Genomic DNA, 25,577 nt, shown 5'->3' with positions numbered 1-25,577 from the left:
GACCATCATGCGCAAGTCCTTCAAGACCACCATCACCCTCGCCACGACGGGTGCCCTCGTCCTCGGCGGTGCCGCGTTCGGTGTCTCCGCCGCGAACGCGTCCACCCCGGCGATCCACACGGTCGCGTCGTCGTCGTCGAAGATCCCGGCACCGGTCGCGTCGGTTCCCGAGGTCCTCGGTGGCGACACCTCCGTCGCGCTGGACTCCGGATTCACCGACGCTCTCACCTCGCTGGGGCTGACCCCGGGTGTGTCCGGCAACGCCAAGCTCGCCGACGGCGCCGTGTCGTTCCCGATCACCTCCGGCTCGGTCACCTACTGGAGCCCGGACGGGAAGTACCGTCCGTACGTGCAGGGCCTGCTGAACCACGACGACTCGGGTCTGACCCTGAAGGCCGGGGACACGACCGTGACGCTGGAGAACTTCGTGGTGAACCCGGGCTCGTCCAAGCTCTACGGTGACGTCCTGGTCAACGGGCAGGTCGCCGCAGCGAACGCGTACCTGTTCAGCCTGCACGGCGGGACCCTCAAGCCGCTGCAGCTCGAGGGTGACAACGCGATCCTCACCGGCACCACCGTCCACGTCTCCGCGGACGCCGCGAAGCTGCTCAACAGCACCTTCAAGACCGACGCCGTCAAGAGCGGCCTCCTCGTCGGCACCGCCACCATCACCGCCAAGATCAAGTAACTCTCCGCGCCAGAAGCGCACAGCACCACACAACGGACACAGCACCCCGCTATCGCGGGGTGCTGTGTCCGTTTCGCGGTTCGGTGGCTCCACGGTTCAGCGAGCAGCGGTGGTCGTGCCGATGACCGAGAGCAGCCGGAGTCGCTCCGCGGTCACGCTGCCCGGCTCGGCGGTGTGCACGAGGAGTACATGCGACTGCTCGGGGTCGTGCAGCACCTGGCAGTGCAACGTCAGCTCCCCGACCTCGGGATGGACGTACCGCTTGACCTCGCGCGGACGGACCCCGACCTCGTGCAGCGCCCAGACCTCCCGGAACTCGGCGCTCCTCGCCAGCAGGGTGTCCGCGAGGTGTGCCGCCCGCGAGCCGGGACCGCGCCGAGCGACGACCTCTCGGAGTCCGGACGCGTACATCCGGGACATGAAGGCGTGATCCTCGACCGGGTAGAGCTCCCGGACGTCGGTCTGGGTGAACCACCGGAACCCGGAGCTCCGTGCGTCACCGGTGTACCGCGAGTGGTCACCGATGAGAGCCACGCCGAGTGGTGTCTGCCGCAGGGTCTCGCCGACCTCGTTCGACACCTCGGCCGCGGTGTCCACCAGGCTGTCGAGGATGCGCATCATCCCCGGCGACACGTGGGCCCCGCCCGCGCTCCGTGTCGGCGGTTCGTGTCCGGCCAGGCGGAACAGGTGGTCGCGCTCGTCGATCGTCAGCCGGAGGCCCTGGGCGATCGCGGCGAGCATCTGCTCCGACGGCTGTGGGCCGCGTTCGCGTTCGAGTCGCGCGTAGTAGTCCGTCGACATGTTCGCGAGCAGGGCCGCCTCTTCGCGACGGAGCCCGGCGGTCCGCCGACGCTGCCCACGCGGCAGCCCGACGTCCTCCGGCTGCAGGGCATGCCGGCGACCACGGAGGAAGTCCGCGAGTGCGCTTCGATCGATCACGTCGTCATCCTCTCGCGACGCGTCCGGCCAAGCCACGGATCGTCAGGCCGTGGATGTCGTGCACGAGGTCGGCGCATGCTCGACCGAGGCGCCACGAGGTGCCGCGAACGAGGAGACGACACGATGCCACGCACCCACGACGACGTCACGATCCCTGACCTCACCGGCCGGCGGGCCCTGGTCACCGGTGCCAGCGACGGCATCGGACTCGGCATCGCCACCCGGCTGGCCGCAGCCGGCGCCGAGGTCGTGATGCCGGTCCGCAACCGACGGAAGGGCGAGGCCGCCGTCGACCGCATCCGGCAGCAGTACCCGGACGCGATCCTGCGGCTCGAGGAGATGGACCTGTCGTCCTTGCACTCCGTGGCGTCGCTCGCCGATCGCCTCCGTTCGCAGGGCGACCCACTGCACCTGCTGATCGGCAACGCGGGTGTGATGACGCCACCGGAGCGGCAGGAGACGGAGGACGGCTTCGAACTGCAGTTCGGCACGAACCACCTCGGACACTTCGCGCTCGTCGGTCAGCTCGTCCCGCTCCTGCGAGCCGGCAGCGCACGCGTGGTGATGCAGACGAGCATCGCGGCCCGACGTGCCCGGATCGACTGGGAGGACCTGCAGTCCGAGCGGCCGTACGACGGCAACCGCGCCTACGCGGCGTCGAAGCTCGCCTGTGCACTCGTCGGGTTCGAGCTCAGCAGACGGAGTCGAGCGGGCGGTTGGGGGATCACGAGTGCGGTGAGCCACCCGGGTGTCGCGCCGACGAGTCTCCTGGCCGCGCGTCCGGAAGTCGGACGAGCCCAGGACACGACGGCGGTCCGGGTCATCCGATGGCTCTCGGCGCGCGGACTCGTCGTCGGGACCGTCGACTCCGCCGGGGAGCCCGCAATGCTCGCGGCGACCGGCTCCGACCTGGACGGGGCCTTCACCGGTCCGGGGTGGCCGGGTGGGCTCGGTGGACCCGCTGCCAGGCGCGAGCCGTGGAAGCCGATGCGGGACGAAGCCGCAGCGGCACGGCTGTGGACCGTCTCCGAGGAGCTCAGCGGCGTCCGGTTCCCGGAGACGACGTCCGACCGAGCGTAGGCGTCCTGGCCCCGAGCGCGGCGGTCCAGGTCAGCCAGGTGGCGAGGAGTGCCGCGCCGGCGTAGACCAGCGTGCACCACCAGAGCGGGCACCACCCCCCGGCGACGGCGACGATCACGGCGACCACGACGGTCACGACAGCACTGGTCCTGATCGGGCGTGGTGATCGGCGGGAGGGGAGTGACCTCCCCACCTGCGCGTCGCCCCGGCCGACGAGCGCGTGCACGGCCACGAGGACGGTCGCGGTCCACAGCCCGGACCCGATCACCTCGCTCGCGCGGTGCTGCCCCTCGGCCTGCAGACCGCCGATGACGAGCAGGCACCAGCAGCCCAGCACCGGTCCGGCCCACCGGAGCGCACGAGCGGGCAGGACGACCACGAGCGCGGCGCTGACGACCAGGGCGATGCCGGCGTGCCCGCTCGGGTAGCTGGTGGCGGTGTCGAGCGACGGCACGAGCTCCGGTCGTCCGGCCACCTCCTTGAAGACGTGCGTCCCGAACACCACGAGCGGCATGGCGACGGCCACGACCAGGAGTTCCGACCAGCGTCGTCGGACGAGTGCGATCACGCACGCAGCGCCGACACCGGTCACGAGGATCTCGATGTCGTAGTTGAACGGCGGCACGAAGCCGGCGAAGTCGAGTTCGTGACCGAGTGTGGCGTCCACGTCGTACCGGCGAGCCCAGGAGTTCTCGAGTGTCTGTCCGAACGCCGTCAGGTTCGACACGGCGTAGAGCGCGACGAACGCCACGGCGAGCAGCAACGCTCGGACGAGCCCCCGTCGGCGCGTCCCGCGAGTTCCCTCGTCGACCACGGAGACGACACTAGCGAGGATGGCGAGGTGGACGGGTCCATCGTGACGCCGCTCGGCGAAGTGCACTCGTCACCCGGACCTCCAGCTGACTCCGAAGGTCCCGGCGTTGCGTGACCGACGTCAGACAACAGGAGGACACATGAGCACGACTTGGTTCATCACCGGCGCATCGAAGGGCTTCGGCCGCGAGTGGGCCGAAGCCGCCCTCGAGCGTGGGGACTCCGTCGCCGGTACGGCACGGAACCCCGACGACGTGCAGGCGCTCGTCGAGCACTACCCGGACACGTTCCTCGGCATCCAGCTCGACGTCACCGACCGCTCGGCGGACTTCGCCGCGGTGCAGCGCGCAGCAGACCACTTCGGTTCCCTCGACATCGTCGTGAACAACGCCGGCTACGGCCACTTCGGCATGGTCGAGGAGCTCACCGAGGACGAGGTCCGTGCCCAGCTCGAGACGAACCTGTTCGGTGCGCTCTGGGTCACCCAGGCGGCGCTGCCGATCATGCGCGAGCAGGGTTCGGGGCACATCATCCAGGTGTCGAGCATCGGTGGGATCAGCGCGTTCCCGACCGTCGGCGCGTACCACGCGTCGAAGTGGGCGCTGGAGGGGCTCTCGCAGTCCCTCGCGCAGGAGGTCGCGGGCTTCGGCATCCACGTCACCCTGATCGAACCCGGCGGGTTCTCGACCGACTGGTCCGGACCGTCGTCGAAGCAGAGCGAGCCGATCGAAGCGTACGCCGACGTGCGCGAGGCAGCCTCGAAGCGCCCTTCCGCCGCGGACCCGGGCAAGCCCGAGGCGACCCGCTCGGCGATCCTCAAGGTGGTCGACGCCGACGAGCCGCCGCTGCGGGTCTTCTTCGGCAAGGCGCCGCTCGGCATCGCGGAGAAGGACTACGAGTCGCGTCTCGCGACGTGGCGGGAGTGGCAGCCCGTGTCCGAGGAGGCACACGGCGCCTGACGCGGGACGAGCGAGCAGCCCACCGCTCAGGCGATGATGTTGACCGCGCGCGAGATGACCAGGGCCATCAGGATGAACCCGCCGACGGACTGGTAGGCCATGATCATCTTCGCGCGGACGGTCATCGGCATCGTGTCGGTCGGACTGAACGCCACCATGTTCGTGAGCGCCACGTACAGGTAGTCGAGGTACACCGGACGCCAGGCGGCGGTGCGTGAGTCGGTCTCCTGCGGGAACTGGAAGTCCGCCTCGTCGGACTCCCAGAGGTCGGGACGCCGACGTGCGACCGGCCCGCCGCGGTCGAGTTCCCAGTACACGAGGCCGAACGCGATGATGCTGCTCACCCACACCTGCAGCGCGGTGAGGAGCACCACTCCGCCCTCCACGTGCCCGTCGAGCAGCAGCACGACGGTCCGCACCACCGTGAGCTGGTTCGCCACCGTCAGCAGGATCGCGAGCGCGAACGACAACCACCGCGACCACGTCGTCTCGCGGGACAGCCGCCGCGGGTTGAACACGATCAGCGGTACGAGCAGCAGGACACCGAGGAGCGGCACGACCCACGACGGGAAGAACAGCACCCGGCTCGGCAGGAGCAGCGCGAGCGCGAGGTTGACGAGGATCGCGACGGCGACCGGGAAGCGGTGCTCGTGCTGGTGTCTGACCTTCGACGGGCTCACGCGCCGAGTGTAGAGGCCAGCTCGTCCGCCCGGACGTCCCGTCCGAGGATGCGCGACGCCGCCCGCACCCCGGACAGCAGCGCCCCGTGCACGGTCGCGGGGTCGTCGCCCCACGTCGCCTCGCCCGCGAGCTGCACCCGGCCGACGGGTGTCCCGAGCAGGTCGTGGTCATCAGGGGACGAGCCGACGTGCAGGTACGAGTACGACCCCTTCGCGAACGGGTCGGCCGCCCACCGGGTGATGCGCACGGCCTCGGGCTCGGGCACCGCCGGGCCGAACAGGAACCGCAGGGCAGCCAGCCCCTCGGCGACGATCTCGGCGTCGGACAGCGTCTCGAGCCGACGCGCTCCGGAGCCGCCGACCAGGGCAGCCAGCACCGGCGTCCCGGTCACCCGGGACATGTCGTACCAGGAGTGCCAGTCGACACCGGCGTCCCCCTGTTGCCGGACCACCCAGGAGTCCCAGAACGCCGAGGGGAACCGGAAGAACACCTTGTCGTAGACACCCATCCCGAGCCGTCCGAGCGCACCGGCGACGGGCTCGGACAACGGCGGCGAGAACGTGATGTCCCCGGCCTTGAGCACCCCGAGCGGCACGGTCACGACCACCTGGGACGCGGACACGGACGACCCGTCGGCGAGGTCGACCCGGACGGACGACGGCGTGGTGGTCACCGCACGGGCCACGGACGACAACCGGACGTCGAGCCCGGCGGCCAGCCGAGCGGCGTACTGCCCGTACCCGCCGGGGAACACGACCTCGTCCCCGGCGACGTGCTCCTCGTCGAGCCCGTGGGCGTCGAGGTCGGTGACGGGCGCGCCGCAGAGGTCCTCGGAGCGGTGCGCCATGTACTCGGTCACGCGATCGGCCCGCGAGCCGGTCCACCCGAGGGAGTCCAGTACCGAGGAGACGGCCGATGCGTACGTGGTCCCGGGAGGTGCGGCGTCGACGACGGACGGCAGGAGTTCGTCGACCGAATGCAGGTCAGCGACCAGCGACGAACCGGACACCCGGACACCGGACGGGTCGTGCCACGCGATCGGCCGCCCGTCGAACTGGAAGCTCCCGACCGTGAACTCCACGGTCTCGATCCCGAACGCCGACGCCAACGACCAGAGCGGGTTGCCCTCGATGCCGTGGATCCACGACGCCCCGAGGTCGACCGGCACCCCGAGCGCGGCGTCCGTCCAGGTGCGCCCACCGACGCGGTCGCGGGCCTCGAGCACGACGACCCGCTGCCCACCGAGCGCGAGCGCCCGGGCGGCGGCGAGCCCCGACACCCCGGCCCCGACCACCACGACGTCGTACGCCGACGGAGGGACGACGGCCATCAGTGCCCCGTCACCTTCTCGCGCACCCGGGCGGCCATGCTCGGTCGTCCGGTCAGTCGTTCCTCGCGGTCGGCGATGTCCGTCGCCACGAGTCCGGCGTTCGCCCCGAGGAACCGGAGCGGCTCCGGCTCCCAGTCCGGCGAGTGGTGCCCGACCCATGGCAACTCCGTCAGCGACGACGACACACCGCGGACGAGGTCGGCCAGCGTCCGCCCCGCCAGGTTCGTCGTCGAGAGCCCGTCGCCGACGTACCCGCCGGCCGACCCCACGGAGCCGTCCCAGGTCACCGAGGCGCACCAGTCACGGGGTACCCCGATCGGGCCGCCCCACGTGTGCGTGACCCCGACGTCACCGACGTCGGGGAAGAGCTCGGCGAGCGTCGTGCGCAGGTGGCGGAACACCCGCGGCACGCGGTCGTACGAGTTCCGGATCGTGGAGCCCCAGTGGTAGCGGGCTCCGCGGCCGCCGAACGCGAACCGGTCGTCCGCGGTGCGCTGTCCGTAGACCAACAGGTGCCGGTAGTCCGAGAACGTCTGCCCGTGCTCCAACCCGATGCGCCCCCACGCCGCCTCGGACAGCGGCTCGGTCGCGATCATCAACGAGTACAGCGGCATGATCCGGCGTCTGGTCTGCGGCATCGTCGCCCCGTAGCCCTCGAGCGCGACGACTACCGCGCCGGCCGAGACGGTCCCGGAGGTGGTGACCACACGCCCTGGAGCCCACGACACGGCGGGCGTGCGCTCCGCGATCACGACGCCACGGGCCTCCAGTGCGGCCGCCAGGCCACGGACCAACGCGGCCGGCTGCAGGCGCGCGCAGTCCGGGGTGAACGCGACCCCGACGGAACCGGCGGCGTCGCCGGGGAGCGCGGACCGGTAGACCATGTCGTCGCCGAAGGCGGCGGACGCGTCGACCTCTGCTCGAGCTGCGCGGTCCTGCACCGCCGACCGCGCGTAGAGCACGGTGCCGCCCTTGACGAAGTCGCAGTCGATCCCGGCCTCGTCCGCTGCGCGGCCGACCTCGTCGACCGTCTCGCGCATCGCCCGCCGCATGGCGAGCGCCGCGTCACGGCCGGCGTGCTCGGCGATCTCCGCCGCTTCGCGCGGGAAGAGCGCCGAGCACCACCCGCCGTTCCGTCCGGAGGCGCCGAATCCGGCGATCTCCTTCTCGACGACGACGATCTGGAGGCTCGGGTCGGCCTGGTGCAGGTACCACGCGGTCCAGAGACCGGTCAGTCCACCGCCGATGACGCAGACGTCCGCCGAGCGGTCGCCGTCGAGCGGCGGCCGTGGTGTCAGGTCGTCGCGGCCGAAGGCCACGAGCTGGTCCATCCAGAACGAGACCCGCCGGTAGCCGGACACGGTCAGATCTTCGACGCGGCCTCGGACAGGACGCTCCGCAGGATCGAGGTGATCTCGCGGAACTCCGGCTGCCCGATGGTCAGCGGCGGAGCGAGCTGCACGACGGGGTCGCCACGGTCGTCGGCGCGGCAGTACAGCCCCGCGTCGAACAGCGCCTTCGACAGGAACCCGCGGAGCAGCCGCTCGGACTCGTCGTCGTCGAACGTGGTCTTCGTGGCCTTGTCCTTGACGAGCTCGATGCCGTAGAAGTACCCGTCACCGCGGACGTCGCCGACGATCGGCAGGTCGAGCAGGGTGTCGAGTTCGGCACGGAAGAGCGGGGCGTTCTGCTGGACGTTCTGCAGCAGGCCCTCTTCCTCGAAGATGTCGAGGTTCTCCATGGCGACGGCGGCGGAGACCGGGTGCCCGCCGAACGTGTACCCGTGGTAGAAGGTCGTGTCACCCTCGGCGAACGGCTCGAAGATCTTGTCGCTGATGATCGTCGCGCCGATGGGGGAGTACCCGGACGTCATCGCCTTCGCGCACGTGATCATGTCCGGGACGAAGCCGTACGTGTCGCAGGCGAACATCGTGCCGATGCGGCCGAACGCGCAGATGACCTCGTCCGAGACGAGCAGCACGTCGTACTCGTCGCAGATCTCACGGACCCGCTGGAAGTACCCGGGCGGCGGGGTGAAGCAGCCGCCGGAGTTCTGCACCGGTTCGAGGAAGACGGCCGCGACGGTGTCCGGTCCCTCGAACTCGATCATCTCGCGGATGCGTTCGGCCGCCCAGTAGCCGAACTCCTCCTCGCTCTGCCCGGCGAAGCCCATCTCGTCGGCGCGGTAGTAGTTCGTGTTCGGCACCCGGAGTCCGCCGGGGGTGAGCGGCTCGAACATCTGCTTCATCGCGGGGATGCCGGTGATCGCGAGAGCGCCCTGCGGGGTGCCGTGGTAGGCGACCGCGCGGGAGATCACCTTGTGCTTCATCGGCTTGCCGCGGAGCTTCCAGTAGTACTTCGCGAGCTTGAACGCCGTCTCGACCGCTTCGCCGCCGCCGGTGGAGAAGAAGACCTTGTTGAGGTCGCCGGGGGCGTGGTCGGCCAGGCGGTCGGCGAGCTCGATCGCCGCGGGGTGCGCGTACGACCAGATCGGGAAGAAGCTCAGCGTCTCGGCCTGCTTGGCGGCCATCTCGGCCAGGCGCTTCCGCCCGTGGCCGGCGGCGACGACGAACAGGCCGGAGAGCCCGTCGATGTAGCCCTTGCCGTGGCTGTCGTAGACGTGGTGGCCCTCGCCGCGGACCATGATCGGGACCTCGGCACCCGCCTGGTTCGCGCCGTGCCTGGCGAAGTGCATCCAGAGGTGGTCGCGGGACTTGCGCTGCAGGTCCTCGTTGTCGACCGGTGCGAACGGGTCGTAGGAGCCGAGTCGTGTGGACTGTTCGGTCTTCTGGTCGGAGATGGTCATCGCGTTCCCCAGTCGTAGAGCTGTTTGCGGAGTTGCAGGTAGACGAAGGTCTCGGTGCCGGTCACGCCGGGGATGGCCCGGATCGTGCCGTTGAGCAGTTCGATGAGGTCGTCGTCGTCCTCGCAGACGACCTCCACCATGAGGTCGAAGCTCCCGGCGGTCATCACGAGGTAGTCGACCGCCGCCAGTTGCTCGAGTGCATCGGCGACCTTGCGGGTGTCGCCGTTCACACGGATGCCGATCATCGCCTGCCGGTGGAAGCCGAGCTGCATCGGGTCGGTGACCGCGACGATCTGCATGACGCCGGTCTCGGTGAGCTTCTGCACGCGCTGCCGGACCGCCGCCTCGCTGAGACCGACCGCCTTGCCGATCTCGCCGTACGGACGGCGCCCGTCTGCCTGGAGTTGCTCGATGATCCGCTTGGAGATGTCGTCGATCGGTCCCGGACGTCGTGGTGCTGCCGCCATGCCGGACAGCATGGCAGTGGATTCCGGGGGAAAGCAAGGGATTCCGTTGTGAACACCGTGTTTCGCGACGATTTCCGTTGTTACAAGTCTTCCGAACGAGCGGTTTCCGTGCCAGTATCGCCGCCATGCTGGACAGCACGAAGACGGCGTCGGACACGGCGACCCGTGACCTCCGGAACTTCGTCGGGGGCGAGTGGACCCCGTCCAGGACGAACACGTCGTTCGGCCTGGTGGACCCGACGACCGAGGCCGAGTACGGCATCTCGCCGATCTCCACCGCCGATGACGTCGACGCCGCCTTCGCCGCGGCGAGCACCGCGTTCGACACCTGGCGCCGCACGACCCCGGGGGAGCGGCAGCTCGCACTGTTCCGGATCGCCGACGCGGTGGAGGCCCGCGCGGAGGAGTTCGCGGACCTCGAGTCGCGGGACACCGGGAAGCCCCGAGCCACCCTCGTCGAGGACGAGATCATGCTCTCCGTCGACCAGATCCGCTTCTTCGCCGGCGCCGCCAGGAACCTCGAGGGCCGGAGCGCCGGCGAGTACCTCGCCGACCACACGTCCTTCGTCCGCCGCGAGCCCATCGGCGTCGTGGCCCAGGTCACCCCGTGGAACTACCCGCTCAACATGGCGGTGTGGAAGATCGCCCCGGCGCTCGCCGCCGGCAACACCACCGTCTTGAAGCCGAGCGACACGACACCGCTCTCCACGCTGCTGCTCGCCGAGGTCGCCGCGGAGTTCCTGCCGCCGGGGGTCCTCAACGTCGTGCTGGGCGACCACTCCACCGGCGCGGCGATGATCGACCACCCGACCCCGCAGCTCGTCTCCATCACCGGGTCGGTCCGCGCGGGCATGGCGGTCGCCCGAGCCGCGGCCGGTGACCTCAAGCGCACGCACCTCGAACTCGGCGGCAAGGCACCCGTGATCGTGTTCGACGACGCCGACATCCCGTCCGCGGTCGCCGGCATCGTCGCCGCCGGGTTCTTCAACGCCGGACAGGACTGCACCGCCGCCACCCGGCTCCTGGTGCAGGACGGCATCCACGACGAGTTCGTGGCGGCGCTCGCCGCGGAAGCCCGGACGAACGCGAGGACCGGCACGGACGGGTACTTCGGGCCGGTCAACAACGTGAACCAGCTCACGCACGTGCAGGACTTCCTCGACACGCTTCCCGACCACGCCGCGATCGAGCTCGGCGGTCACCGTGTCGGCGACGTCGGGTACTTCCACGAGGCGACGATCGTCTCCGGGCTGCGGCAGGACGACCGCATCGTCCAGCAGGAGGTGTTCGGCCCCGTGCAGACCGTCCAGCGCTTCCGCACCGAGGCGGACGCCCTGCGTGCCGCGAACGACGTCGAGTACGGCCTGGCGAGCTCGGTGTGGACGACCGACCACGCCAGGGCGATGCGCTTCGCCCGCGACCTCGACTTCGGGTGCGTGTGGATCAACACGCACATCCCGATCGTCGCCGAGATGCCGCACGGCGGCTTCAAGCACTCCGGCTACGGCAAGGACCTGTCCCAGTACGGGTTCGACGACTACACCCGCATCAAGCACGTCATGTCCTACATCGGCTGAACCCGACTCCCGGGCCCGCGAACACCAGGAGGCACCATGGCAACGACCGGCACCTTCGCCGAATCCGGAGCAGATCTCCGGCTCGAGCAGATCACGAAGTCCTTCCCGGGACACACCGCGGTCGACGCCCTCGACCTCACCGTGCCCGCCGGGTCGTTCTTCGCGCTGCTCGGGCCGTCCGGCTGCGGGAAGACGACCACGCTGCGGCTCGTCGCCGGCCTCGAGGAACCGACGAGCGGCAGCATCCTGCTCGGCGGGAAGGACGTCACCGACACGAAGCCGTACCAGCGGCCGGTCAACACGGTCTTCCAGAACTACGCGCTGTTCCCGCACATGAGCGTGCTCGACAACGTCGCGTTCGGCCTGAAGCGCCGGCGCATCCCGGACCCGATGACGAAGGCGCGGGAGGCACTGCACCTCGTCGAGCTCGACTCGTCCGCGTCGAAGCGACCAGCACAGCTCTCCGGCGGCATGCAGCAGCGCGTCGCCCTGGCCCGCGCGATCGTGAACCGGCCCGCGCTCCTGCTCCTCGACGAACCGCTCGGCGCCCTCGACCTGAAGCTCCGGCACCAGATGCAACTCGAGCTCAAGACGATCCAGGCCGAGGTCGGGCTCACCTTCCTGCACGTCACGCACGACCAGGAAGAGGCGATGACGATGGCCGACACCGTCGCCGTCATGAACGGTGGCCGGATCGAGCAGATGGGCAGCCCCCAGGACCTCTACGAGTTGCCGAGGACCGCCTTCGTCGCGAACTTCCTCGGCCAGTCGAACCTGCTCGAGGGCGATGTCCGCGGCACCGAGGGTGAGCTGCTCGTGGTCGCCACGGCGGCTGGCACGATCGCGGTCCCGACGGCGCGTGCGGTCGCGACCGGCGGTCGCGTGGTCGTCGGCGTCCGTCCCGAGAAGCTCAAGATCCGCACCGCAGAGCCGTCACACGAGGCGGGACGCAACATCCTCGGACCCGGCCGTGTCGTCGACGTCTCGTTCTCCGGCGTCAGCACGCAGTACCTCGTCGACGTCCCCGGCGCCGGCCGCGTCTCCGTCTTCGCGCAGAACACGAAGGGCGGACCCCGCATCGCCACGGGGACCGAGGTCTGGCTCACCTGGGGCGTCGACCACGGCTTCGGACTGGAGGCTCCCATCGCGTCCGACGCGAGCGTCACCACCCAGCCCGCACCGGGCCTCCAGGCCGAGACCGCCACCGCAGGTGCGGTCGCGTGAACGCCGGACCGGACCTGGTGCGCGGACTGACGTCCGCGCGGGTCAGCCGGCGCGGCTTCCTGGCAGGCGGCGGCGCCGCGGCGGTGGCCGCCCTGCTCGCGGGCTGCAGCATCAAGGGCTCTGCGGCGTCGACGGGACCAGCGGTGGACTGGACGGCCTTCTGGAAGGACGCGAAGGCGACCAAGGAACTCAACTTTGCGAACTGGCCGCTCTACATCGACTCCGACCACGGCAAGTCCGAGTCCCTCGCGCTCTTCAAGGAGGAGACGGGGATCGCGGTCGACTACCAGGCGGTGATCCAGGACAACGCGACGTTCTACGCGACGGTCTCGCCGATCCTCCGGGCGCAGGGGGCCACCGGCTACGACATCGTCGTCATGACGAACGGGTACGAGCTCACCGAGATGATCAAGAACGGCTTCGTGTGCGAGCTCGACCACACGCGGTTGCCGAACTTCGCCGCCAACGCCTCTGCGTCCGTCAAGAACCCGAACTACGACCCGGGCAACAAGCACTCCGTCGTCTGGCAGACCGGGTTCACGGGGCTCGCGTACAACCCGAAGTACACCGGGCGGAAGATCACGTCGTTCCAGGACCTGAAGGACCCGGCCTTCAAGGGGCGCATCGGGCTGATGAGCGACAACACCGAGCTCGGCTCCCTGGCCCTGCTCGCGCTGGGCATCGCCCCCGAGACGTCGACCCCGGCCGACTGGCGCAAGGCCCAGGCATGGCTCCGCGAGCTCCGGCCGAGCGTGACCGGGTTCTACGACCAGAGCTACATCAACCGGCTCGAGAACGGTGACACCTGGATCACCCAGGCGTGGTCGGGCGATGTGTTCCAGGCGCAGCAGTCCGGGTTCCCCGACCTGGAGTTCGTCACGCCGGAGGAGGGGCAGATGACCTGGCACGACAACATGCTCATCCCCAAGCAGGCGGCGAACCCGGTGTCGGCGCTCGCCTGGATGGACTTCTACTACACGCCGAAGATCGCGGGGATCGTCGAGGACTACGTCAACTACGTGTGCCCGGTGCCCGCGGCCGAGGACTACGTCAGGAACGTGCTCGACGACGCGACGGTGGCGGACAGCCCGCTGGTGTTCCCGTCCGCTGCCGTGTTGGACGCGTCGCACGAGTTCCGGGTGTTCGAGAACTACGACGAGTACTCGGAGTGGAACGGCATCTTCAACGCGGTGGTGCAGTCGTGACGGCGGTCGGGGTCGCGCCCGGGATCGGTCTCGACCCGGCGCCGGTCCGTCGCGGTCGTCGTCGCAGTACGCCGTTCCTGCTCGCGCTGGTCGGGACCGCGTACCTCTGCGTGTTCTTCGTCATCCCGCTCGTGTCCGGGCTCATCGTCTCGCTCATGTCGGGCAACCCGGACGACGGGTACACGTTCACCTGGAACTTCGGGATCTACTCGTCCCTGTTCGTCGACCCGCAGGTGCCGTACCTGACGTTCCTGCTCCGATCCCTCTGGTACGGCCTCGCCGCGACCCTCGTGACCATCGTCGTCGGGTACCCCGTGGCGTACTTCATCGCGTTCCGGGTGTCACCGCGGTGGAAGAACCCGCTCCTGATGCTCGTCTTCGTGAGCTTCCTGGTGTCGTTCATCATCCGCACCGACATGTGGGCGTTCGTGCTCGCGTCCCAGGGGCCCGTCGTCACGTTCCTGCAGGGGATCGGGGTCGCCGGCAAGGACTTCCACATCCTCGGCACCGGCGGGGCGGTGATCTTCGGCGACGCGTACAACGACCTCGCCTTCATGGTGCTGCCGATCTACGCGGCGCTCGAGCGCATCGACCCGAGACTCGGTGAAGCCGCGCACGACCTGTACGCGGGGCGGTTCCGGGCGTTCTGGCACACCACACTGCCCCTGTCCCGTGCCGGCATCTTCGCCGGGGTCCTGCTCGTGTTCATCGACTGCGTGGGGGACCCGGTGAACTCGGCGCTCCTCGGCGGCACGAACACGTACACGATCGGGCAGGCCATCCAGGACGCCTACTCCGGAAACCAGCAGTACAACGTCGCCGCTGCGCTGTCGACCGTGCTCATGGTCGTGCTCGGCATCATCCTGTTCATCTACGCCCGGGTCTCCGGCACCGACGACCTCGAGGACCTCGTATGACCGCCGTCGCACCGCGCCGTCACGGCGTGAACCGTCGTGGGCCCTGGCTCGCCATCGTCTACTGGGTGGTCATCGCGATCACCCTCGTGCCGATCGTCTACATGATCGTGTACTCGTTCAACGACGCACCCACCAACCGGCTGACCTTCGCGTGGAACGGCTTCACCACGTACTGGTACGCCAACCTCGTGAACGTCTCCGGGCTCGGGTCCGCGTTCGTCACGTCGGTCGTCATCGCGTTCCTCGCGGCGATCGTCTCGGTCGCGATCGGGCTCCCGCTCGCCCTGGCGCTCGAGCGCTACCGGTTCCCCGGGCGGGGTGCCGTCAACGCCGTCGTGTTCGCCGACATCGCGGCGCCGTCGATCGTCGTCGGGTCCGCGTCGCTGTCGTTCTTCCTGTCGATCGGGCTCGGTACCGGGTTCCTCACGGTGCTGCTCACCCACGTGGCGTTCGATGTCGCGTACGTCGTCGTCGTCCTCCGGGGGCGGATCGCCGGGACGTCGCGTGCGCTCGAGGAGGCCGCAGGCGACCTCGGCGCGACGCCGTTCCAGGCGTTCCGGCTCGTCACGCTGCCGTTGCTCGCGCCGGGGATGCTCGCCGCGGGGCTGCTGGCGCTGGCGATGTCGATCGACGACTACGTCATCACGTCGTTCGTCGCCGGACCCGCTGTCACCTTCCCGCTCTTCGTGTACGGCGCCGCGAAGGCCGGGATGCCGCCGCAGGTGCTCTGCTTCGGGACGCTGGTGTTCGCGGTGGGGCTGCTCGTCGCGTTGCTCAACGGGGCGCTCAACCGTCGCTTGTCCCGCACGCGCGGCTGACCGGGGCTCGATTACACTGGACCCGAGCGTTCAGACTCGGGAACGGATTGTGCCCGTCCTCGGCTTTCCACTCGGAGAGCAACCCGAAGCCCATCACCGTCCTACCGGTGGTGGGCTTCACGCTTGCCCCAGGACCACGACCCGGCGGTGTCGGAGTCCACGCGACCAGCCTACGTGGAATGTCACCGGACACCGCGGGCTCCGGACGATCTCGTACGCTCGATCGATGGACGCCATCGAGGTCGACGAGCGCGACAGCACCTGGGAGAACCACCACCCACACTTCCGGGTGTACCTGCAGGAGCGCGCTGGGGCCACCTTCGCCACCTCGACCACCGATCTCACCGGTTGTGACGTGCTCCAGGCGATCGACTGGGCGCAGCGCCAGACCGCGGGCCACGCCGATGCCGTCTGGGCACTGGCGTTGGTCGGGCGGGACGGCCGTGCACTCCGCGGGCTCACGTGGCTCGTCGGCATGGACGCGAACGACGCTCCGGGCGACGAGCACGAGGTCGACCTGACCACGCGGATGCTCGGGCGTGCGGTGTCAGCGATCGAGCTGCCGTCAGCCGATCGCTGGCGGCCGTGATCGCAGTCGACCGTCGTCGGACAGGACGATCGTCGGAGGCGCTCAGGCGGCGATGCGGCGCGCCTCCGCCCGGTCGGCCGACGCGTCGTCGCGCAACATGCGGTCGGCGGTGCGGAGGGACAGCGCCATGATCGTCAGCGCCGGGTTCGCGATGAGGGAGCTCGGGAAGACCGAGTTGTCGACGATCCACATGTTCGGCACGTCCCACGACCGACCGGCAGCGTCCACGACGGAGCGCTCCGGGTCGGTGCCCATCCGAGCGGTCCCGACGGTGTGCGCGGTGCGGTCGAGCACCCGGACGTCGCGGCCGCCAGCAGCCTCGACGATCGACGTCATCGTCCGGACTGCGTGTCGGGTGATCGCCTCCTCGTTCGCACCGGGGGAGAACGTCACGCGGGCCTTCGGCACACCGTTCGCGTCGACCTCGTCGGACAGCACGAGGCGGTTGTCGTCGTACGGCAGACACTCCGCGTTGATGCCGACGCCGGCCATCTTCGGATAGTCGCGCAGGGCCTGGACGAGCGCCGCGCCGCGGAGCCCGCCGCCACGGACGAGCGTCGTCGCCAGGGTGAGCGGCTGCACGCCGAGGCTCTGGATCAGGTAGCCGCCGGCGAAGTCGGCGTCCGCGGGACGGATGAAGTCCTCGGTGATGATGGACGACGGGTACCCGCGGTAGGAGCGCATCGACTCGTCGAACGTCGCCCAGACCTGGGTGGCGCCGTGCGCGGTGAAGTTCCGGCCGACCTGGCCGCTGCTGTTCGCCAGTCCGGTGTGCAGCAGCAGTCGCGGGGTCTCGATGCCGCCGGCGGCGAGCACGAGCGATCGGGTCCGCTGCCGGTGGTCGCGGCCACCCTGTCGGTACACGACGGCCTCGACCTCGCCGCGGGCGTCGAGCTCGATGCCGTGCACGAACGAATCGGCGCGGATCTCGGCGCCGAAGGCGACTGCGGCGGGCAGGTACGTGGTGTCCATCGACACCTTCGCGCCGTTCCGGCACCCCTGGTGACAGGAACCACAGGCGACACACGCGTGCCGGAGGCCGTGGTGCTCCTGCATCCGGTCTTCGGTCGTCAGGCCGACGGGCGCGTCCGTCGCGGTGATCCCGACGGCAGCGGCACCGCGCATCATCATGTCCGAGGACGCGTTGCGGGCCGGCGGCCCCATCCGGTAGCGACGGGCTGGGTCCCACGGGTAGTGCGCCGGGCCCGCGACGCCGACGTCGTGCTCGGCCTGCTCGATCCAGCGCACGAGCTCGGCGTGCTCGATCGGCCAGTCCTCGCCCTCGCCGGAGTCGGTGCGGAGCCGGATGTCGTGCTCGTTCGGGCGCGGGGTGAACGCTCCCCAGTGCAGCGTCGATCCGCCGACGCCCGTCCCGCTGTTGTTCGGGCCGAACGCGGTCGGGGCGTCCCCGCCGCTGATGCGCTCGTCCATCCAGTTGATGTCACCGGGGGCCTCGACCTCGTCCGGTGTGAACCGTTCCGGGTCGGTGTTCGGGCCCGCTTCGAGCGCGACGACGCGGAGCCCCTTCCGCGCGAGGGTGGCGAGGAGCGGTGCGCCGCCCGCCCCGGTGCCGACGACGACCGCGTCGACGACCTCGTCCTCGTCGTGACGGCGCTGGTGGTCGAGTCTCATCGTGCTGCTCCCGTCGGTTCCCACGCTTCGCGCTGCCCGGCGGCGAGCAGCTGGAAGCCCTGTTTGCGGACGCCGTCGCCACCGTTGGCGAAGCCGTCGTAGTCGATCTCGGCCATCGTCGCCGGGTGTGCGGCCCACTGCTTGACGAGGTCCACGGCGGCGTCCTCGGCCCATGCCCTGAGCTGCTCCGCGTCGAAGGGTCCGACCGCGGGGGTGTGTTCTCCGGCGGTCACCGCGTCGAGCACCGCGGCGAGGTGCTCGTCGCCTCGTGCGGCCTCCGGAGCGATCGCGTCGAGTCCGGCCCGGTAGGCGTCGACGTCGGCCGGCAGGCCGTCGGGCCGCCACCCGTCGCCGAGCCCCGCGGAGAGTTGCGCGTCGACCCGCAGCGCGAGGTCGATCGTCGTGTCGCCGGGCTGCGGGACGACGATCCTCGCCACCGCACGGAGCGTGTCGAGCTGGTCGACGCTGAGCGACGCGGGGGTCGCTGCGGAGTCGTCGGGTAGGGCTCGCACGGCCAGGATGCCCCGGGTCCGCGCGCTGACCCGCGGCGAGGCGATCACCCGGACGGTCGCTGGCGGGACGACCGGTCCGCCGGCGATCCGGCGCTCCCAGAAGTCCCTGATGCGCTCGGCCACCGCGTCGGGCTGCTCCCACGGCAGCAGGTGTGCGGCGTCCGGGACGACGCCGAGTTCGCCGGTCGTCCAGTGCGGCAGGTTCAGCGTGCGCTGCGCGTCCTCGCCGAGGTCACCGTCGGCAGCACCGGCCAGGATCAGCGCGGGCACCGGGTTCGGCGGGAAGGTGGTCGACCAGTCCTCACGGCTGCCGCGGACCAGCCAGTCCGTCCAGGCGCGTGGATCGGCCCGCTGCACGTCGTGGACGGCCATCGCGTGCGGTTCCGGGGGGAGGGGGGCGTCGACGTTCGCCGACACGAAGGTCTCGGCGTCGCTCGGACCGATCGGGCCGTCGGAAGCCCAGCCGAGCATCGTGGCGCGACGCTCCTCGTCCATGGGCTCCTGGGACAGCGGTGAGGCAGCGAGCAGCACGACCGCGCGGAGCCCGAAGAGCCCGTTGGACCCGTCGATCGTGCGGGAGGCGACGACCGAGGCGACCTTGCCGCCCATCGAGTGCCCGATGAGGACCCAGTCGGTGGCGCCGCTCTGCCCGATGACCCGCTCGACCTGTTCGACCATCTCCTCGACGGTCGTGCCCGTCGCCGCGGAGGAGCGGCCGAAGCCGGGCAGGTCGATGCCGACGAGGTCGAGGGTGCCCGCCAAGCGGGTGCGGAGCGTGGCGAACTCCTCGGAACTGGACCCGAGGGCGTGCAGGCAGAACGCGGTTGCCGTCATCCTTCGTTTCTACGGCCCACGGTGACCGGGTTCCCAGACGGGTGTACCCCCGGGCGCTCGACAGGCGTCACGGGTAGGTTCGGTGAATGAGTGCAGAGCTGACGCTCGGCGCCGAGGAAGAGCTGCACCTCATCGACCTCGAGTCCGGCCGACTTTCCGCGAAGGCCCCGCGCCTTCTGCCCAAACTCCCAGCAGACCGTTTCGGCGCAGAACTCCAGCGCACGACGATCGAGACGAACACCCCGGTGGTGACGTCGCTCGACGACCTCCGGCGGGTGATCGTCGACCTCCGGCAGGAGCTGGCGGGAGCGATCGCGCCGGCGGGTGTCACCATCGCCGCCGCCGGCACGGCACCCAGGTCGGAGTACGCCGACTTCGAACTGACCTCCGGTGGCCGCTACGGACGCATGCAGGAGCAGTACCGGATGCTCGTCGACGAACAGCTCATCTGCGGCCTGCAGGTGCACGTCGGCGTGAGCGACCGCGACCTGGCGGTGCAGATCGCCCAGCGCGTCGCACCGACGCTCCCGGTCCTGCTGGCGCTGAGTGCGTCGAGTCCGTTCTGGAACGGCCAGGACACCGGGTACGCGTCGTTCCGGAGCATCATCTGGCAGCGCTGGCCGTCCGCCGGCAGCTTCGGCCGGGTCGAGAGCGCTGCCGAGTACGACAAGGTGCTCGAGGACCTCATCGCGTCCGGCGTGATCGCCGACAAGAAGATGGCGTACTTCGACGTCCGTCCGTCCTCGCACGCACCGACGCTCGAACTGCGGGTCTGCGACGCGACACCCGTGGTCGACGACGCGGTCCTCATCGCCGGGCTGTTCCGCGCAGCGGTCCGCAAGGCCGAGATCGCGGTCGAGTCCGGCGCCGAGTGGCATCCCAGGAGCGAACCGCTGCACCGCGCGGCGATGTGGCAGGCCGCACGCAGTGGACTGAGCGGCGACCTGCTGGGGCTCGGGCAACACCCGGAGCGGCTGCCGGCCGAGATCGCGGTGCGCCAGCTCGTCTCGCGGCTCCGCCCCGAACTCGAGGAGCTCGGCGACTGGGGGACCGTGAGCGCCCTGCTCGAGGACACCCTCGCGCGTGGCAACTCCACCGACCGGCAGCGGACCGCGTACGCCGAGCGGGGTTCGCTCGACGACGTCGTGGCGCTCGTGGTCGAGGACACCGCTGGCACCCCGTCCGGTCGGGACGACCACCCCGTCGTCGCGATCCCGTCGTACCGCGTCCGTGCCGGCGACGAGGCGGTCGGACCTGGCGCACGCCCCCGTCCGGCGTTCCGCGACCTGGCCGCGTTCTTCCGTGGCTGGGACGCCGAGACGACCATCGACCGCTGCACCGCCCGCGACGCCTGGACCCGGGAGCACGAGGTCGGCTTCGTGGTCGCCGGCGCCGTGCAGGACTTCGGCTGCGACCTCGTCCCGCGGACCGTCAGCGCCTACGAGTGGGACCAGCTCGCGAAGGGCCTCGGGCAGCGTGCCCGCGCGATCGAGCTCTTCCTCCGTGACGCGTACGGTGACCGACGGATCGTCGCGGACGGCGCGATGGACGAGCGCGACTTCGTCGGCCGCAACGGGTGGGACCCCGACGCCATGCGCCTGCCGAGGGACGCCGTCCGTGCCCCGGTGCTGGGCTTCGACCTCGTGCGGAACGAGTTCGGCGGGTGGCGCGTGCTCGAGGACAACGTCCGCTCGCCCTCCGGCGTGGCGTACGGCATCGCGTTGCGCGAACTCATGGACGAGGTCGTCCCCGACGCACCCCGGCCGGAACACCTGCGCGATCCGCACGGCGTCATGGACCGGATCGCCCACACGCTCCGCATCAACGCGACGGCCGTCACCGGTGAACGCGAGCCGGTGCTGGCGCTGATCAGCGACGGCCCCGCCGCCGGCGCCTGGTACGAACACCGGAGGCTGTCCGAGGGAGCCGGGATGCGCCTCCTGACCGAGTCGGACCTGGACGTCCGCGACGGACGCGTCGTCGAGGCGGCGACCGGTGACGTCCTGCACGCGCTCTACCTGCGGGTGGACCGCGACGCCAGCGCGCTCCGGAACGACCTGACCCCCGATCTCGGCGCGCGGATCCTCGACGCGGCCGAGGCCGGGCACGTCTACCTGGCGAACGCGCCCGGCAACGCGCTCGTCGACGACAAGGCGATGTACGTCAACGTGCCCGACCTGATCTGGTACTACCTCGACGAGAAGCCGCTGCTCGAGTCGGTGCCGACCTACCGGACCAGCATCGAGGGCGAACGGATGTCCGTGCTCGACCGCGTCGGCGAGCTCGTGACGAAGCCCGTCGACGGCGAGGGCGGCCGCGACGTCCTCATCGGCCCGGTCGCGAGCGCACCGGAGGTCGCCGAACGCCGACGCGCGATCGCGGCGGATCCTGCGGGGTGGGTCGGGCAAGAGGTCGTCCAGCTCTCGTCGCACCCCACCATCGGACCAGCCGGGCTCGACCCCCGGCACGTGGACCTCCGCGCGTTCGTGTACGTGACCGGCACGGGTCCGGACGACACCCACCTGGCGGACGTCGCGCTCACCAGGGTCGCGCCGGAGGGCAGCCTCGTCGTGAACTCGTCGCGGGGCGGCGGCGCCAAGGACACGTGGATCGTGGGCACGGACCGGGAGGACGGCTGATGTGTGGACTCGCTGGAGAGATCCGGTTCGACGGGACGTCCCCCGACGTCGGGGCGGTCGCCCGGATGACCGGTTGCCTGGTGCACCGAGGGCCGGACGGCGACGGACTCTGGGCGCGCGGCCCGGTGGCGCTCGGGCACCGTCGGCTGTCGATCGTGGACCTGTCGACCGCCGGCGCGCAGCCGATGGTCGTGACGCGCCTCGGCCTGACGATCGCCTACAACGGGATGGTCTACAACTACCGGGACCTCCGCGAGGAACTGCACGGCAAGGGCCACACGTTCGACTCGACGTCGGACACCGAGGTCATCGTCGCCGCCTACGCCGAGTGGGGCGAGTCGTTCGTCGACCACCTGATCGGGATGTTCGCCATCGCGATCTGGGAGCACGCCAGCGGCCGACTCGTGCTCGCGCGCGACCGGCTCGGGATCAAGCCGCTGTACGTGGCGGAGGTCCCCGGTGGCGTCCGGTTCGCGAGCTCCCTGCCGGCGATCCTGGCCGGCGGTCAGGTGGACACGTCCATCGACCCCGTCGCCTTCGCGTCGTACATGAGCTTCCACTCGATCGTCCCGGCACCCCGCACGATCCTGTCCGGCGTCGGCAAGCTCCCGCCGGCGACCGTGCGGGTCTACGAACCGTCGGGAGCGTTCCGCGACACGACGTACTGGCAGCCCCGGTTCGAGCGTGACACCGCCCGTGCCGGTTGGTCGGACGAGGACTGGCAGCAGGCGTTCACCACGTCGCTCCGCACCGCGGTCGAGCGCCGCATGGTCGCCGACGTCCCGGTCGGGGTGCTGCTCTCCGGCGGCATCGACTCCTCGCTGGTGGTCGCCCTGCTCGCCGAGGCCGGTCAGCAGGACCTCGCCACGTTCAGCATCGGCTTCGAGTCGGCCGGTGGGGAGTCCGGCGACGAGTTCGAGTACTCCGACGAGGTCGCCCGGCACTTCGGCACCGACCACCACCGCATCCGCATCCCCTCGTCACGCCTGCTCGACGGCATCGACGGGGCGATCCAGGCGATGAGCGAGCCGATGGTCAGTCACGACTGCGTCGCGTTCTACCTGCTCTCGCAGGAGGTCTCGCAGCACGTCAAGGTCGTGCAGTCCGGGCAGGGTGCCGACGAGGTCCTCGGCGGCTACAGCTGGTACCCGCCGCTCGCGGACGTCCCCAGGGACCAGGCCGCCGAGGCGTACCGGTCGGTGTTCATGGACCGCCGCTGGCCTGCTCTGCAGGGGTTGCTCGGGGAGCGCTGGCGGAGCGACGACGACACCCCGTCGGCGTTCGTGGACGCGGAGTTCGCGCGGCCGGGAGCCTCGACCAGTGTCGATGCGGCGCTCCGGAGCGACACGACGATCATGCTGGTGGACGACCCGGTCAAGCGCGTCGACAACATGACGATGGCGTGGGGGCTCGAGGCGCGCGTGCCGTTCCTCGACCACGAGTTCGTCGAGTTCGCCGGCACGATCCCGCCGGAACTGAAGCTCGCCGACGGCGGCAAGGGCGTGATGAAGCGTGCGGCGCGCGGCATCGTCCCCGATGCCGTCATCGACCGGACGAAGGGGTACTTCCCGGTGCCGGCGATCCGGCAGCTGGAGGGTCCGTACCTGGAGCGCGTCCGCGAGGCGCTGCACGCCCCTGAGGCCCGGGAACGCGGGCTCTTCGACCCGGGGGAGGTCGAGCGGATGCTCCAGGACCCGAACAGCACGAGGACCGAGATCGGCGCGAACGCGCTCTGGCAGCTCGGCCTGATCGAGATGTGGCTGCAGCACCAGGGGGTGCGGTGAGCCGGCCGGGAGGCTCGCTGCAGGTGGGCGCATCGGCGTCCGTCGCGCAGTCGGCCGAGACCAGGGCCGCGGTCGACCTGGGCGAGCGGCTCACCGCCGCCTGGGGCTCGTGGGGCCCGACGATGACGCGGAACGCGCGCCGGGTGGCCTTCGTCAGCGATCGGCACGGCACCCCCGAGGTCTTCGTGCAGGACGTCGTCGTCGACGGCCCACTGCCCGACCCCGTCCGCATCCGCCTGTCCGACGACCCGGTCATCCGGGTGACGTGGTCGTCCGACGGGGAGTGGCTCGCCGTCGCCATCGCGACCGACGGCGGCGTGAAGCAGCAGGTCTGGGTGGTCCGACCGGACGGCAGCGACGCCGCGCAGATCGCCGGGTCGCGGTACCAGCACGCCGAGCTCGGGCCGTGGAGCCGCAGTGGGCACCGCGTCGTGATCACGCTGCCGTCGACCGAACCCGAGCAGCCGGCGCGCTCGTACCTCGTCGACCCCGTGTCCGGGGACCGCGACGACCTGGCGGTCGGGGAGCTCATCCACATCCTCGACCTGTCGGTGGAGGAACGCCTCGTGGTGCTGCGCGACGGTGCCCGCGGTCACGAGTTCGTCGTGGTCGTCGACCGGCTCACCGACGAGAGCCAGTCGCTCCTCACCGACCCGCCGGACGGCTCCGCCGAGATCGCGTTCCTGCGGCCGTCCCCGGCGAGCGAGACCAGTCCGCTCGTCGCCTACGTCGCGACCGAGGCCGGGCTGCCCCGCCGCGGGCTCGTCGCGCAGCCGGTCGGGCCGCACGGGTGGCGCGGGAAGCCCCGCGGGATCATCGACCGCGACGACGCCGAGCTCGAGTTCCTCGACGCCGACGACGCCGGGCGCACGCTGCTGCTCGGCTGGAACGTCGACGGTCGCAGCGAGCTGGACCTCATCAACACGCACGACGCCTCGCGCACCGCCGTCCCCGACCTGCCCGGGTACGTCGTCACCGACCCGGTGCTCAGCCGGGACGGGCGAAGCGTGATCCTCGCCGTCGAGGGGCCGACGCGCCCCCGGGAGCTGTGGCGTCTCGACACGAACGCGTTGACCTGGAGCCGGGTCACCGACGTCCCGGCGCTGCCCGAGGTGTCGCTGGTGGAGCCGACGCTCGAGCGTTTCACCGCCCGTGACGGACTGGAGCTGACCGGGTGGCTGTACCGGGCGGTGGAGCCGGCCACGTCGACTGCCTTCGCTCCTTCCGGGGCTGCGCACGAGCCTCCCGTCCGCGCAGCGATGCTGCACCTGCACGGCGGGCCGGAGTCGCAGGAGCGGCCGACGTTCTCGCCGCAGCACCAGGCGCTCGCCGCAGCGGGGATCACGGTGTTCGCGCCGAACATCCGCGGGTCCAGCGGGTACGGGCGGGAGTTCGTGCACGCCGACGACCTCGGGTTGCGGTGGAACGCGCTCGCGGACGTCGTGGACTGCGCGCGGTTCCTCGTGACGAACGGGTACGCCGAGCGTGGGCGGGTCGCCGTCGAGGGCCGGTCGTACGGCGGGTACGCCACGATCGCCTCGCTCGCGTTCACGCCAGACGTGTTCGCTGCCGGGGTGATGGTGTGCGGGATGAGCGACTTCGCGACGTTCTACCGGGACACCGAGCCGTGGATCGCCTCGGCCGCCGCGACGAAGTACGGGCACCCCGTGGACGACGCGGCACTGCTCGAGTCGCTGTCGCCGATGCGGGCGATCGACGACGTGACGGCGCCGCTGCTCGTCGTGCACGGGGAGCTCGACACGAACGTGCCGATCGGCGAGGCGCACCAGGTCGTCGATGCCCTGCGTGCGCGGTCGCACGACGTGTCGTACCTGGAGCTCGAGGGCGAGGGCCACGAGTACCGGCGCGCGTCCTCCCGAGCGCTGCTGGTGCGGACGATGGTGGAGTTCCTGGCGTCGCGCTTGGTGTGAGCCGCGCGGAGGTCGGGGGTTGTTGGCGCGGGGGGGCGATTCGCGCGTGGGAGGTCGTTTCGCGCGTAGGTGGCCTGTCTTCCCGACCCCCTACGCGCGATTCCGCTTCCCATCCCGGGCGTCATGGGTCGGGACGCCGGGGAGCTCGTTCG

General features: G+C 70.6%; 21 protein-coding genes. 12 read left to right on the top strand and 9 right to left on the bottom strand.

The window, feature by feature from the left end; all coding sequences use genetic code 11:
• The first annotated feature begins 7 nt into the window (after nt 1–7).
• Entirely contained in the window at nt 8–688 is a 681-nt protein-coding gene (locus ACEN9V_RS11585; RefSeq protein ID WP_413600440.1) for a hypothetical protein, read from the top strand.
• A gap of 96 nt (nt 689–784) precedes the next feature.
• Here ACEN9V_RS11585 and ACEN9V_RS11580 read toward each other — a convergent pair whose 3' ends face one another.
• Nucleotides 785–1,627, bottom strand: a complete 843-nt coding sequence (locus ACEN9V_RS11580) for a helix-turn-helix transcriptional regulator (protein ID WP_413600439.1) — start codon at nt 1,625–1,627, stop codon at nt 785–787.
• Between the two features lie 123 nt (nt 1,628–1,750).
• Between ACEN9V_RS11580 and ACEN9V_RS11575 the strand changes: the two genes are divergently transcribed.
• Complete coding sequence (locus ACEN9V_RS11575; RefSeq protein ID WP_413600438.1) at nt 1,751–2,707, top strand: SDR family oxidoreductase; 957 nt, start codon at nt 1,751–1,753, stop codon at nt 2,705–2,707.
• On the opposite strand, the gene ACEN9V_RS11570 is transcribed toward ACEN9V_RS11575, so the two are convergent.
• Nucleotides 2,664–3,521 carry a hypothetical protein gene (locus tag ACEN9V_RS11570; RefSeq protein ID WP_413600437.1) on the bottom strand — a complete coding sequence of 286 codons (858 nt, stop codon included), beginning with the start codon at nt 3,519–3,521 and terminating at the stop codon, nt 2,664–2,666. The two genes, ACEN9V_RS11575 and ACEN9V_RS11570, sit on opposite strands and share 44 nt — an antisense overlap.
• 139 nt (nt 3,522–3,660) lie before the next feature.
• On the opposite strand from ACEN9V_RS11570, the gene ACEN9V_RS11565 reads away from it, so the two are divergent.
• Nucleotides 3,661–4,479, top strand: coding sequence for an SDR family oxidoreductase (locus ACEN9V_RS11565; RefSeq protein WP_413600436.1), 819 nt, complete (start codon nt 3,661–3,663; stop codon nt 4,477–4,479).
• Nucleotides 4,480–4,505: 26 nt separating this feature from the next.
• On the opposite strand, the gene ACEN9V_RS11560 is transcribed toward ACEN9V_RS11565, so the two are convergent.
• The 5 genes from ACEN9V_RS11560 to ACEN9V_RS11540 are packed head-to-tail and all read right to left on the bottom strand — an operon-like array spanning nt 4,506 to nt 9,763.
• A complete protein-coding gene (locus tag ACEN9V_RS11560) occupies nt 4,506–5,159 on the bottom strand; it encodes a hypothetical protein (protein WP_413600435.1) in 654 nt (217 codons plus the stop codon).
• The gene (locus ACEN9V_RS11555) at nt 5,156–6,490 is read right to left on the bottom strand and encodes a flavin monoamine oxidase family protein (protein WP_413600434.1); all 1,335 of its coding nucleotides are present in this window, start codon (nt 6,488–6,490) and stop codon (nt 5,156–5,158) included. The genes ACEN9V_RS11560 and ACEN9V_RS11555 overlap by 4 nt, the downstream gene beginning before the upstream one ends.
• The gene (locus ACEN9V_RS11550; RefSeq protein WP_413600433.1) at nt 6,490–7,851 is read right to left on the bottom strand and encodes an NAD(P)/FAD-dependent oxidoreductase; all 1,362 of its coding nucleotides are present in this window, start codon (nt 7,849–7,851) and stop codon (nt 6,490–6,492) included. Before ACEN9V_RS11550 ends, ACEN9V_RS11555 begins: the two co-directional genes overlap by 1 nt.
• Before the next feature lie 2 nt (nt 7,852–7,853).
• The gene (locus tag ACEN9V_RS11545) at nt 7,854–9,296 is read right to left on the bottom strand and encodes an aspartate aminotransferase family protein (protein WP_413600432.1); all 1,443 of its coding nucleotides are present in this window, start codon (nt 9,294–9,296) and stop codon (nt 7,854–7,856) included.
• Entirely contained in the window at nt 9,293–9,763 is a 471-nt protein-coding gene (locus ACEN9V_RS11540) for an Lrp/AsnC family transcriptional regulator (protein WP_111106184.1), read from the bottom strand. The genes ACEN9V_RS11545 and ACEN9V_RS11540 overlap by 4 nt, the downstream gene beginning before the upstream one ends.
• A gap of 125 nt (nt 9,764–9,888) precedes the next feature.
• On the opposite strand from ACEN9V_RS11540, the gene ACEN9V_RS11535 reads away from it, so the two are divergent.
• From ACEN9V_RS11535 to ACEN9V_RS11510, 6 genes are all read left to right on the top strand, one after another.
• Nucleotides 9,889–11,340 carry an aminobutyraldehyde dehydrogenase gene (locus tag ACEN9V_RS11535; protein WP_413600431.1) on the top strand — a complete coding sequence of 484 codons (1,452 nt, stop codon included), beginning with the start codon at nt 9,889–9,891 and terminating at the stop codon, nt 11,338–11,340.
• 36 nt (nt 11,341–11,376) lie between these two features.
• On the top strand, nt 11,377–12,564 hold the full coding sequence (locus ACEN9V_RS11530) for an ABC transporter ATP-binding protein (protein ID WP_413600430.1): 1,188 nt from the start codon (nt 11,377–11,379) through the stop codon (nt 12,562–12,564).
• A complete protein-coding gene (locus ACEN9V_RS11525) occupies nt 12,561–13,769 on the top strand; it encodes a spermidine/putrescine ABC transporter substrate-binding protein (protein WP_281266347.1) in 1,209 nt (402 codons plus the stop codon). The genes ACEN9V_RS11530 and ACEN9V_RS11525 overlap by 4 nt, the downstream gene beginning before the upstream one ends.
• Complete coding sequence (locus ACEN9V_RS11520) at nt 13,766–14,686, top strand: ABC transporter permease (protein ID WP_413600429.1); 921 nt, start codon at nt 13,766–13,768, stop codon at nt 14,684–14,686. The genes ACEN9V_RS11525 and ACEN9V_RS11520 overlap by 4 nt, the downstream gene beginning before the upstream one ends.
• Nucleotides 14,683–15,504: an ABC transporter permease gene (locus tag ACEN9V_RS11515; protein WP_413600428.1), complete on the top strand. Its 822-nt coding sequence runs from the start codon at nt 14,683–14,685 to the stop codon at nt 15,502–15,504. Before ACEN9V_RS11520 ends, ACEN9V_RS11515 begins: the two co-directional genes overlap by 4 nt.
• A gap of 226 nt (nt 15,505–15,730) precedes the next feature.
• Nucleotides 15,731–16,093 carry a hypothetical protein gene (locus ACEN9V_RS11510; RefSeq protein WP_413600427.1) on the top strand — a complete coding sequence of 121 codons (363 nt, stop codon included), beginning with the start codon at nt 15,731–15,733 and terminating at the stop codon, nt 16,091–16,093.
• Between the two features lie 42 nt (nt 16,094–16,135).
• Here the strand turns inward: ACEN9V_RS11510 and ACEN9V_RS11505 are convergent, their stop codons facing one another.
• Together ACEN9V_RS11505 and ACEN9V_RS11500 are read right to left on the bottom strand one after the other, a co-directional pair.
• On the bottom strand, nt 16,136–17,725 hold the full coding sequence (locus tag ACEN9V_RS11505; RefSeq protein ID WP_413600426.1) for a GMC family oxidoreductase: 1,590 nt from the start codon (nt 17,723–17,725) through the stop codon (nt 16,136–16,138).
• Entirely contained in the window at nt 17,722–19,071 is a 1,350-nt protein-coding gene (locus tag ACEN9V_RS11500) for an alpha/beta fold hydrolase (protein WP_413600425.1), read from the bottom strand. The genes ACEN9V_RS11505 and ACEN9V_RS11500 overlap by 4 nt, the downstream gene beginning before the upstream one ends.
• Nucleotides 19,072–19,157: 86 nt before the next feature.
• On the opposite strand from ACEN9V_RS11500, the gene ACEN9V_RS11495 reads away from it, so the two are divergent.
• The 3 genes from ACEN9V_RS11495 to ACEN9V_RS11485 are packed head-to-tail and all read left to right on the top strand — an operon-like array spanning nt 19,158 to nt 25,425.
• Nucleotides 19,158–21,710, top strand: a complete 2,553-nt coding sequence (locus ACEN9V_RS11495; RefSeq protein WP_413600424.1) for a glutamate--cysteine ligase — start codon at nt 19,158–19,160, stop codon at nt 21,708–21,710.
• On the top strand, nt 21,710–23,494 hold the full coding sequence (locus ACEN9V_RS11490) for an N-acetylglutaminylglutamine amidotransferase (RefSeq protein WP_413600423.1): 1,785 nt from the start codon (nt 21,710–21,712) through the stop codon (nt 23,492–23,494). Before ACEN9V_RS11495 ends, ACEN9V_RS11490 begins: the two co-directional genes overlap by 1 nt.
• Nucleotides 23,491–25,425 (top strand): S9 family peptidase, encoded by a 1,935-nt coding sequence (locus ACEN9V_RS11485; protein ID WP_413600422.1) that lies wholly within the window; start codon nt 23,491–23,493, stop codon nt 25,423–25,425. Before ACEN9V_RS11490 ends, ACEN9V_RS11485 begins: the two co-directional genes overlap by 4 nt.
• The last annotated feature ends 152 nt before the right edge of the window (nt 25,426–25,577 follow it).

The organism is Curtobacterium sp. Curtsp57 (assembly GCF_047324335.1).
GTDB lineage: Bacteria > Actinomycetota > Actinomycetes > Actinomycetales > Microbacteriaceae > Curtobacterium.
The sequence above is the reverse complement of the archived record's forward strand: the minus strand, read 5'-3'. Positions and strand labels throughout refer to the sequence as shown.